This window comes from Bradyrhizobium sp. AUGA SZCCT0177, assembly GCF_018130125.1.
Lineage (GTDB): Bacteria > Pseudomonadota > Alphaproteobacteria > Rhizobiales > Xanthobacteraceae > Bradyrhizobium.
The window spans coordinates 157,295-168,043 of sequence record NZ_JAFCMA010000017.1 but is presented as its reverse complement, the minus strand read 5'-3'; the positions used below and the strand labels follow the sequence as shown (position 1 = coordinate 168,043).

General features: G+C 62.3%; 10 protein-coding genes. 1 reads left to right on the top strand and 9 read right to left on the bottom strand.

What is annotated here, in order from left to right; all coding sequences use genetic code 11:
* Positions 1-298 precede the first annotated feature (298 nt).
* Positions 299-1,183: a non-homologous end joining protein Ku gene (ku, locus tag JQ597_RS21020; protein WP_212266101.1), complete on the top strand. Its 885-nt coding sequence runs from the start codon at positions 299-301 to the stop codon at positions 1,181-1,183.
* Positions 1,184-1,313: 130 nt separating this feature from the next.
* Here ku and JQ597_RS21015 read toward each other — a convergent pair whose 3' ends face one another.
* The 9 genes from JQ597_RS21015 to JQ597_RS20975 form a co-directional block, all read right to left on the bottom strand.
* On the bottom strand, positions 1,314-1,544 hold the full coding sequence (locus JQ597_RS21015; protein WP_212266100.1) for a DUF6496 domain-containing protein: 231 nt from the start codon (positions 1,542-1,544) through the stop codon (positions 1,314-1,316).
* A 64-nt stretch (positions 1,545-1,608) separates the two neighbouring features.
* On the bottom strand, positions 1,609-2,049 hold the full coding sequence (locus JQ597_RS21010; protein WP_212266099.1) for a PTS sugar transporter subunit IIA: 441 nt from the start codon (positions 2,047-2,049) through the stop codon (positions 1,609-1,611).
* A 125-nt stretch (positions 2,050-2,174) separates the two neighbouring features.
* Positions 2,175-2,864, bottom strand: coding sequence for a response regulator (locus JQ597_RS21005; RefSeq protein WP_212266098.1), 690 nt, complete (start codon positions 2,862-2,864; stop codon positions 2,175-2,177).
* A complete protein-coding gene (locus JQ597_RS21000) occupies positions 2,861-5,584 on the bottom strand; it encodes a DUF4118 domain-containing protein (protein WP_212266097.1) in 2,724 nt (907 codons plus the stop codon). The genes JQ597_RS21005 and JQ597_RS21000 overlap by 4 nt, the downstream gene beginning before the upstream one ends.
* 41 nt (positions 5,585-5,625) lie before the next feature.
* Positions 5,626-6,231 carry a K(+)-transporting ATPase subunit C gene (locus tag JQ597_RS20995; protein WP_212266096.1) on the bottom strand — a complete coding sequence of 202 codons (606 nt, stop codon included), beginning with the start codon at positions 6,229-6,231 and terminating at the stop codon, positions 5,626-5,628.
* A gap of 110 nt (positions 6,232-6,341) precedes the next feature.
* Positions 6,342-8,456: a potassium-transporting ATPase subunit KdpB gene (gene kdpB, locus JQ597_RS20990; RefSeq protein WP_212266095.1), complete on the bottom strand. Its 2,115-nt coding sequence runs from the start codon at positions 8,454-8,456 to the stop codon at positions 6,342-6,344.
* A gap of 25 nt (positions 8,457-8,481) precedes the next feature.
* Positions 8,482-10,185, bottom strand: a complete 1,704-nt coding sequence (gene kdpA / locus JQ597_RS20985) for a potassium-transporting ATPase subunit KdpA (protein WP_212266094.1) — start codon at positions 10,183-10,185, stop codon at positions 8,482-8,484.
* Between the two features lie 116 nt (positions 10,186-10,301).
* Positions 10,302-10,391, bottom strand: coding sequence for a K(+)-transporting ATPase subunit F (locus tag JQ597_RS20980; RefSeq protein WP_212266093.1), 90 nt, complete (start codon positions 10,389-10,391; stop codon positions 10,302-10,304).
* A 10-nt stretch (positions 10,392-10,401) separates the two neighbouring features.
* The gene (locus tag JQ597_RS20975) at positions 10,402-10,563 is read right to left on the bottom strand and encodes a hypothetical protein (protein WP_212266092.1); all 162 of its coding nucleotides are present in this window, start codon (positions 10,561-10,563) and stop codon (positions 10,402-10,404) included.
* Positions 10,564-10,749: the final 186 nt, after the last annotated feature.

The following is a 10,749-nucleotide window of genomic DNA, read 5'->3' as shown; positions in this document are numbered from 1 at the left end:
ACCCGCCCAACGTCCGTGACGACGGCCGACGCCCTTCTGAGTAGGACGGGATGGCCAAACACATACCTCTGATTTTCTTTCTGGGAAACAGAAATATTTTTTATTCTGGGGCTTGACATTAATTCCGAAAATTCGAAGTGATTTGCCCGTCGGGTTGTTTTGTCGCACTCAACTGTCATTGCGAGCCAACGGGTCGCAATGACGGAAAGGCGGCGTTGCTCTTGCACAGCAGCAACAGGAACCAAACCCAGCACCAACCGTTGAAGCTCCGAAACCAAAATCCTCGCCGGAGATTGTCATGGCCCCTCGCGCCTATTGGAAAGGCTCGCTGAAGCTTTCCCTCGTGTCATGCCCGATTGCGCTGTACCCGGCCTCGACCTCCGCCGAGAAAACCCGCTTCCACATGATCAACAAGGACACCGGCAACCGGCTGAAGCAGCAGATGGTCGATAGCGAGACCGGCGATGTCGTCGAGAGCGACCAGAAGGGCCGCGGCTACGAGTTGAAGAAGGGCGAGTATGTCGAGGTCGAGAAAGAGGAACTGGAGGCGGTCCAGATCGAGAGCAACCACACCATCGACATCGACAGCTTCGTGCCCCGTGACGAGATCGACAAACGCTATCTCAACAACCCCTATTATATCGTGCCGGACGGCAAGGCCGGTATCGACGCCTTTGCCGTGATCCGCGACGCCATGAAGGACCAGGACCGCGTCGCGCTGGCGCGCATCGTGCTCACCAACCGCGAGCACGTCATCGCGATCGAACCGCTCGGCAAGGGCCTGCTCGGCACCACGCTGCGCTACCCCTACGAACTGCGCGACGAGGACAGCTATTTCGACGACATCAAGAGCCCCAAAATATCGAAAGACATGATCGAACTGGCCAGCCACATCCTGGATACCAAGGCGGCGCATTTCGATCCGTCGAAATTCAAGGACGAATACGAAAACGCGTTGAAGGCGCTGGTCCGCCGCAAGGCCTCCGGCAAGCCCGTGAAGGCCGCCCCGCGTGAGGAGAAGGTGGATAACGTCATCAACCTGATGGACGCGCTGAAGCAGAGCCTGAAAGGCAAGGCAGCCACCAAGCGCCGAGCCGGCGCCCCGGCATCGCGCCGGGCCCCACAACGACGCGCGGCCAAGAAGGCGCACCGCTCGGCGGCGCGAGCCCGCAAGGCGGGGTGATTTCGAGAACGCAGCCCACTCATCCGTCATGCCCGGGCTTGACCCGGGCATCCACGACTTCCTTTGGCTTGCAGCAAAGACGTGGATGGCCGGGTCAAGCCCGGCCATGACGAGAATGGGAACGCGACAATTACTTCTTCGCCTTCCGCTTCTTCGAAGTTTTCCGCTTCTTTGCTGTCTTCCTGGCCTTCTTCGGCACCTTCTTGCCCTTGGCGCGCGCCTCGGAAAGTCCGATCGCGATCGCCTGCTTCTTGCTCTTCACCGTCCTGCCGGAGCGGCCACTCTTCAAGGTGCCAGCCTTGCGTTTCTTCATTGCGCGCTTGACGTCGGCCGAAGCCTTCCTGGAATATTTTCGTGCCATGGATTACCTCCCGGTGTTCGGGAAAATAATCGTCGCATTGCACGAAGGTTCCAGCCCGCAACCCTCAGGCCACCGCGGCATGGAGTTCGGCTGAGGTCTTCGCGGCCCGCAGTCGCGCGAGCGTATCCGGCGATCTCAACGTCCGGGCTACCAGCGCCAAAGCGGTGAGCGCTTCGCTCTCCACTGCCGCAGGCAACAGCAGGACGAACACCACGTCCACCGCCCGTCCGTCGATGGCATCAAATTCGATGCCCTGCTTCAGCTTTGCAAGCAGCCCATAGGGCCGCTTCAAGCCCGTCAGCCGGGCATGAGGAATGGCGATGCCATTGCCGGTCCCCGTCGATCCCAGTTCTTCCCGCTTCAGGAGATGCGACGTGACCTGATCAACTGCCAAGCCGAGATTGGCGGCGGCCATGGCCGCCAATTCCTGCAACAGCGGCCCCTTCTGCGAGGCCCGAACGTCGATCATGACGTCGGTTGGCGATAGCAGATCGGAAATCTTCATCGTAACTCCGGGCGGATCGCCGCGTTAGAGCGGGATGACTTCTCTTCGTTTCGTCATCCCTCTCTAACTCTTTGTTTGAGCATGATCTCATCGGAAAACCGGTACCCACTTTTCCGGATCATGCTCTAATCCGGCGCGCGCAGCCGATAGCCTATTCCGGTTTCAGTCAGAACGAATTGCGGGCGCTCCGGATCCGTCTCGATCTTCTGTCGGAGCTGCCGCACATAGACGCGGAGATATTGCGCGTCGGTCAACTCATCCCACAGCTCCTTCAGCAGGAACCGGTGGGTCAGCACCTTGCCGGCATGCTGCACCAGCACGCGCAGCAATTCATACTCCTTGGGCGACAATTTGACATCCTTGTCACCCACCTTGACGATCCGGCGCACAAGATCGACCGAAAGATCGCCCGATCGGAATACCGGTCGTTCGCCATGGACCTGCAACTGGTGCCGAAGTGCTGCGCGCATGCGGGCGAGCAGTTCGTCCATCCCGAACGGTTTGGTGAGATAATCGTCGGCCCCGAGATCGAGCGCCTGGACCTTTCCGGCCTCGTCGCCGCGGCTCGACAGCACAACGACCGGAACGCTGTCGTTACGCCCGCGGATCATGCGCAGCAATTCATGGCCCTGGATATCCGGCAATCCGAGATCGAGAATGATCAATGCGGGATCCTGCGCAAGCAATTCGAGCCCGATCTTGCCGTTGGAGGCTTCCAGGATCTCGTAGCCCTGCGTGCTCAGTCCCATCCGCAGCAGCTTGCGGATCGGCGGCTCATCGTCGATCACCAGGACCTTGATCGGCGCGGCACTCATGCGGCGGTGTCCAGTGCATCTGATACTGCCGGGACCGGCAAGCGGATAGTCAGCACGGCGCCGCTCCGGTCAAGCCGGTTGGCGGCCGAGATCGTGCCATGCATCGCCTCGACAAAGCCGCGCGAAATCGCCAGGCCAAGGCCGGTGCCCGGGCGGACGTGATCGCCCTTTTGCGCGCGATGGAACTTGTCGAATATCATATCCAGCTCCTCGGGCGGTATACCATCGCCTTCGTCAATGATTTGCAGGGATACCCAATCCCTTTCCCGCGAACTCCTGATCGAAATCGTGGTGTTGGCCGGCGAATATTTCGCCGCGTTGTCCAGCAGATTAAAGAGCACCTGTTCGAACAGTACCGCGTCAAGCTGCAGCATCGGCAAGTCCGCGGCAAGCTCAAGCGAAACCTTGTGGCCTCCAAGAATCTTGCTGGCGCGCCGCAGCACGCTGCCGACGATCTCGCCGATATCATGCAGCGCCGTGTTCGGCACCACGGCGCCGGATTCCAGCTTTGTCATGTCGAGAAGATTGGCGATGAAGCGGTTGAGCCGTTCGGACTCGTCGATCACGGTTGCCAGCAGGTCGCGTTTTTCGGTGTCGCTCAGGCCGCTGTCAAGGTCCCGTATCGCGCTTGCGGCGCCGAGCACCGAGGCCAGCGGCGTCTTGAGATCGTGCGAGATCGAGGTCAACAGCGCCGAGCGTAGACGATCCGACTCCACCGTGCGTTTGACGCGGTCCATATCCTCCACCAGCAACACGCGCTCGATCGCCAGCGCGCCCTGATCCATCAAGGCATCCAGCAAGCGGCGCTGATCCGGGGTGAGCAGCGGCCCGGTCTTGTCATCATCGATGCCGATGACGCCGATCGGTCCGCGTCCGGTTCGCATCGGCAGGAACAGGCGCTTGGCGCCCGGCAGGGTATCGGCGCCTCGCCCCGCGGCGCGGTCGTTGCCCCATGCCCAGTTCGCAGCGGCGAGATCAGCCTTGTCCAGTTGATCTTCGGGCGGATAGCCGGCCTTGACGGTAATGATGCCGTCCTCCGGCAACAGCAGCACCACCCGCACCTTCAACATCAACGCCGCCTGGTAGGCGGTCGCCCACAACACGTCGTCGAGTGTCGCGGTGCCCGCGAGCTTGCGGCTGAAAGCGTAGAGCGATTCCGTGGTGCGGACCCGGCCCATCGCGGTCACGGCCTGCGTTCGTACCCGCGCAGCGACATTGGAAACCAGGATCGCAATCAGCATAAAGAAGAAGAAGGCGGCGACATTGGTCGGCTCGGTGATCGTGAAGTTATAGAGCGGCGGCAGGAAGAAGAAATTGTAGCAAAGCGAGCCCACCACGCTTGCAAATATCGAAGGCAACAGCCCGTAACGGACGGCGGCCCCGACCACGGCCGTCAGGAACACGAGGTCGACGTTTTCGATGCCCAGCCGTGGATGAACCAGCAGGCCGGCACCGAGCGCAATGGCGACGAACAGCAGGGATACCGCATAGGGCAGCGGATCGAACGGCTCCTGCCGTTCGGCCGTGTGCACCGTCTTCTTCGGAACGGGCTCGGCCGCGAGTTCCTCGCCGGCGATGACGTTGACGGTGATATTGCCGGCGCGGCGCACCAGATCGTGCACGACCGAGCCGCGCGTGAGTTCAAACCACAGGGAACGCGTCGACTTGCCGATGATGATCTGGGTCACATTGTTGGCTTGCGCGAATTGGACCACGTCATCGGCAATGCGCCGCCCGACGCCGGGAATGGTGATAGCCTCGCCACCGAGCGCTTCGGCGAGCCGCATCGTATCGGCGAGCCGGTCGCGCTGCTCGTCGGTCAGTTGCAGGCTGCGCCGCGTCTCGATGCTGATCGCCGTCCATTGCGCGTGCAGCCGGTCGGCCAGCCGCTTGGTGTAGCGCACCAGCCCCGCCGATCGCGGATCCTCACTGATGCAAACCAGAACACGCTCGCCTGCGGCCCAGGGCCCGGCGATCGCGTTGGCCTGCATGTGGGTCAGGAGTTGCTCATCGACACGTTCGGCGGTGCGTCGCAGGGCCAGTTCGCGCAGCGCAGTCAAATTGCCCGGTGAGAAATAGTGTTCGAGCGCGCGTTCGGCCTGCTTGGGGACGTAGACTTTTCCCTCCTTCAGCCGCTGGATCAGGTCGTCAGGCGTGAGGTCGATCAGTTCGATGGCGTCGGCGCGGTCGAACACCTTGTCCGGCACGGTCTCGCGCACCCGCACATGCGTGATCTGCGCGACCACGTCGTTGAGGCTTTCGATGTGCTGGATATTGACGGCTGTATAGACATCGATGCCGTGAGACACCAGTTCCTCGACGTCGAGGTAGCGCTTGGGATGGCGGCTGCCCGGCGCGTTGGTATGAGCGAGTTCGTCGACCAGGGCGATCTGAGGGCGCCGCGCAATCAGGGCGTCGAGGTCCATCTCCTCGAGGATCTGGTCCTTATACTCCAGCTTCTTGCGCGGAATGACTTCAAGGCCGTGCAGCAGCGCTTCGGTCTCTGCCCGCCCATGGGTCTCGACCACGCCGACCACAACATCGACGCCGGCCTTGCTCCTGGCGTGCGCGCTCTGCAGCATTTCGTAGGTCTTGCCGACACCGGGGGCGGCGCCGACGAATATCTTGAGCTTTCCGGCCTGATCGCTCTCGCGCCGGGCGGCCTCCAGCAGCGCGTCCGGCGACCGTCTTTTTTCATGATCTTGGCGCTGATTAGCCATGCGGCAATATAGTCATCTCATCCGGCGCGGCCTAGCTCCCGTCATTTGGTTGCGGCGGCATCCAGCGCCAGATTCAGCGCCAGAACGTTAACTCTGATCTCGCCGAGCAATCCAGCCATGCGGCCCTGGCTGTGCTCCGTGACCAGCTGGCGAACACGCTCTTCCGGCATCTTCCGCGCCTTGGCCACCCGCGGCACCTGAAACAGCGCCGCGTCCGGCGAAATATCGGGATCGAGGCCGCTGGCAGAGGTCGTGACGAGATCGACGGGGACGGGAGCGTTGGGGTTTTCGGCCTTCAGCTTGTCGACATCCTCCTTGATCCGATCGTTCAGCGCCTTGCTGGTCGGGCCGAGGTTGGAGCCACCGGAATTGGCGGCGTTGTAGGGGGCCGATACCGTCTTGCTGGAATCGGCCGGGTCCGGCGCCGACGTCGCCGAGGGCCGGCCGTGGAAATATTTGTCTTCCCTGAACTCCTGCCCGATCAGGGCCGAGCCGATCACCTTGCCGTCCTTCTCGATCAGGCTGCCTTGCGCCTGCTTCGGAAAGATCACGCCGGCAATCGCGGTCATCGCGAGCGGATAGGCGAGGCCTGTGATGGCGGTCAGCAAGAGCAGCAGGATGATGGCGGGGCGAATTTCGCGAAGCATGATGTGTCTCCTATTTTTCCGTCATTGCGAGCGAAGCGAAGCAATCCATAGTGAGGGACGGGAGAGATGGATTGCTTCGTCGCTTCGCTCCTCGCAATGACGGTTGGGGGTTAAGCCAGGTTCAAGGCCGCGACCACGAGGTCGATGGCCTTGATGCCGATAAAGGGAATGATGATGCCGCCGAGGCCATAGATCAGCAGGTTACGGCGCAGCAGTGCCCCTGCCCCGACGGCGCGATAGGCCACGCCTTTCAGCGCCAGGGGAATCAGCGCGATGATAACAAGCGCATTGAAGATGATCGCCGACAGGATCGCGCTTTGCGGGCTCGCCAGGTGCATGACGTTGAGCACCTCGAGCTGCGGATAGAACGCGAGGAACATTGCCGGGATGATGGCGAAATACTTCGCGACGTCATTCGCAATCGAGAACGTCGTCAGCGCGCCGCGCGTCATCAGCAGCTGCTTGCCGATCTCGACCACCTCGATCAGTTTTGTCGGGTTGGAATCGAGGTCGACCATGTTGCCGGCCTCGCGCGCGGCCTGGGTGCCGGTGTTCATGGCGACGCCGACGTCGGCTTGCGCCAGTGCGGGCGCGTCGTTGGTGCCGTCGCCGCACATCGCCACCAGCTTGCCCTTGGCCTGCTCGTCGCGGATCAGCTTCAGCTTGTCCTCAGGCGTTGCCTGCGCCAGGAAATCATCGACGCCGGCTTCGGCCGCGATTGCCGCTGCGGTCATCGGGTTGTCGCCGGTGATCATCACGGTGCGGATGCCCATGCGGCGGAGTTCAGCAAAGCGCTCGCGGATGCCGCCCTTGACGATGTCCTTGAGGTGGATGACGCCGAGCAGGCGGCCGTTCCTGGCGACGGCGAGCGGCGTGCCGCCGGCCTTGGCGATTTCGTCTGCGATGACCTGGAGTTCGCGGGCCGCTTCGGTACCGACCGAAGGCTGAATCGCACGAACCGCGTTGCCGCTGGCCATGGTCTGCACCGTGCCGCCGCCGATGTAATTGAGGATCGCATCCACTGCACCTTTGCGGACCGATGACGACCCTGCATCGATGCCGCTCATCCGGGTTTGCGCGGTAAAGGGCACGAATGTCGCGGCGAGCTCCTTCATGTCGCGGCTTCGAATGCTGTATTTTTCCTTGGCCAGCACCACGATCGAGCGGCCCTCCGGCGTTTCGTCGGCCAGCGAAGCCAGTTGCGCCGCATCCGCCAGCTCCTGCTCGGTCACGCCGCGGACCGGGCGAAAAGCCGTTGCCTGGCGGTTGCCGAGGGTAATGGTGCCGGTCTTGTCGAGCAGCAGCGTGTCGACGTCGCCGGCGGCCTCGACCGCGCGGCCGGACATCGCCAGCACATTGAAGCGCACCAGCCGGTCCATGCCGGCGATACCGATCGCCGACAGCAACGCGCCGATCGTGGTCGGGATCAGCGTCACGAACAGCGCCACCAGCACCACCACCGAAATCGAGCCGCCGGCATAGGCGGCATAGCTCGGGATCGTCACGGTAGCAAATACGAAGATGATGGTGAGGCCCGCAAGCAGGATGTTGAGCGCGATCTCGTTCGGCGTCTTCTGCCGCTCGGCGCCTTCCACCAGCCTGATCATGCGGTCGATGAAGGTCGAGCCTTGCGCCGCGGTGATACGGACCCGGATCCAGTCGGACAGCACCTGGGTGCCGCCGGTCACCGCCGAACGGTCGCCGCCGGATTCGCGGATCACGGGCGCGGATTCGCCTGTTATCGCGGCCTCGTTGACCGAAGCGACGCCCTCGATCACTTCGCCATCGGACGGGATGTTGTCGCCGGCTTCGACCAGAACGATATCGCCGACTTTCAGCGCAGTGCCGGGCACCAGGCGAAAAGTCTTGTCCGAACCCGTCAGCAGCTTGGCCTGGCTTTCGGTGCGGGTCTTCTTCAGCGATTCGGCCTGCGCCTTGCCGCGGCCTTCCGCGACCGCTTCCGCAAAATTGGCGAACAGCACCGTGAACCACAGCCAGAGAATGATCTGGAACGTGAAGCCGAGGTTTGCACTGCCGGTGACGAGGTCACGCACAAATATGATTGACGTCAACGCCGCGACAATCTCGACCACGAACATCACCGGGCTCTTGATCATCAGCCGCGGGTCGAGCTTGACGAACGACGACCTGATCGCCGGGAGCAGGATCTTCGGGTCTGATATCGCCGAGGCCGTCGCTTTTTTCTGCAGTCTTGTGGTTTCCATGGACGTAACTCCGACGAGAGATTGATCAGAACAGATTGTTGGCATTCATGGCGAGGTGCTCGACGATCGGCCCGAGCGCCAGCGCCGGGAAGAAGGTGAGACCGCCGATGATCAGGATCACGCCGACGACGAGGCCGACGAACAGGCCACCGGTGGTCGGCAGCGTGCCGGCCGATGGCGGGATCGACTTCTTGGCCGCCAGCGAGCCCGCAATCGCCATCGCCGGCACGATCATGAAGAAGCGGCCGACGAACATCGAACTTGCCAGCGTCAGATTGTAGAAGAAGGTGTTGCCGGTCAGGCCGCCGAACGCCGAACCGTTGTTGCCGGTCGCCGAGGTGAAGGCATAGAGCACCTCCGTAAAGCCATGCGGCCCGGCATTGGCCATTGACGCCGCCGCCGGCGGAAACACCACGGCGACCGCAGTCCAGCCGAGATACATCAACGGCAGCACCAGGATCGCAAGCATCGCCATCTTGACCTCGCGCGCCTCGATCTTCTTGCCGACATATTCCGGCGTGCGGCCGACCATCAGGCCGGCGACAAAGATCGCCAGCACGACGAACAGCAGCATGCCATAGAGGCCGGCACCGACGCCGCCGACGATGATCTCGCCGAGCTGCATGTTGATCAGCGGGATCATGCCGCCGAGCGCGGTGAACGAGTCATGCATGGCGTTGACCGCGCCGCAGGAGGCCGCCGTGGTGATCACCGCGAACAGGCTGGAGGCCACGATGCCGAAACGGACTTCCTTGCCTTCCATGTTGCCGCCGGACAGCCCGAGCGCACTGAGCGTCGACGTGCCGTTGGCCTCGGCCCAATAGGTGATGGCGACGCCCGCGAGGAACAGCACGCCCATGACGCCGAGGATCGCCCAGCCCTGGCGCTGGTCGCCGACCATGCGGCCGAACACGTTGGTAAGCGCCGCGCCGAGCGCGAAGATGGAAATCATCTGCACGAAGTTCGACAGCGCGGTGGGGTTCTCGAACGGATGCGCGGCGTTGGCATTGAAGAAGCCGCCGCCATTGGTGCCCAGCATCTTGATCGCGACCTGCGAGGCGACCGGGCCGACCGCAATGGTCTGCCTGGCGCCTTCCAGCGTGGTGGCGTCGATATAGGCCCCTAACGTCTGCGGCATGCCCTGCCAGACCAGGAACAGCGTGTAGACCACGCAGATCGGCAGCAGCACATAAAGGGTACAGCGCGTGACGTCGACCCAGAAATTGCCGATGGTGCGCATCGAGGAACGCGAGAAGCCGCGGATCAGCGCCACCGCGAGCGCGATACCGGTCGCAGACGACAGGAAATTCTGGTGCGTCAGTCCCAGCATCTGGACCAGATAGGACAGCGTGCTTTCGCCGCCGTAGTTCTGCCAGTTGGTGTTGGTGATGAAGGAGATCGCGGTGTTGAACGACAGATCCGGGGCGACCGCGGATTGATCCTGCGGATTGAACGGCAACAGCGCCTGCAGCCGCATCAGCCCATAAATGATAAGGAAGCCGCCGACGTGGAACAGCAGCATCGCGACCGTATAGGTCAGCCAATGCTGCTCGCGCTTCTCGTCGACGCCGCCGATCCAGTAAAGCCCGCGCTCGACCGGCCGCAGCACGGGCGACAGAAAGGTGGACTCGCCGTTGAAGACGCGGGTCATGTACCAGCCGAGCAGTTTGACCAGCGCGACCACGATGGCGCAGTACAGGAAAATTTGAATCCAGCCGATGACGGTCATGGTCGGGAATCCTTCAGAATCTCTTTGCAGGCAGCAGCAGGTGAATGAGCGCAATCAGCAGCGCCGAGGTAACGACAAACGCCAGAACGACTTGGACCAGCGTGATCATGGCGTCCTCAGAAGCGTTCGGGCCGCAGCAGCGCGTAGGTCAGGTAGAACAGCAGAGCCAGCGACACGAGCCCGGCGAGCGAGTAATCGAAAATCATGGCCTTACCCTCACAACCGTTCGCAGGCATAGGCGTAGCCGATGCCCGCCAGGAAGAAGCCTGCGCCTAGCGCCAGCATGACAATGTCCAGCATGGGATGTTCCTGAGCGAAATGAGCCGCGGGCCGAATGGACGGCCTCGCTTTGGATGGCTGAAGTGCCACCTTGCGCATAGGTTTTCGAGATGGGGGCAATGGCGACGTTATAGGAATCTCATAAGTGCCGGTCGTCTCGGCCACTTTACTCTGGCGTCGTCCCGGCGAACGCCGGGACCCATACCGCGTTGTCCCATCGAAAGGGCAGAACGGCAGAGACCTGTCGCAAAATTCTGACGGTGGCTATGGGTCCCGGCCTTCGCC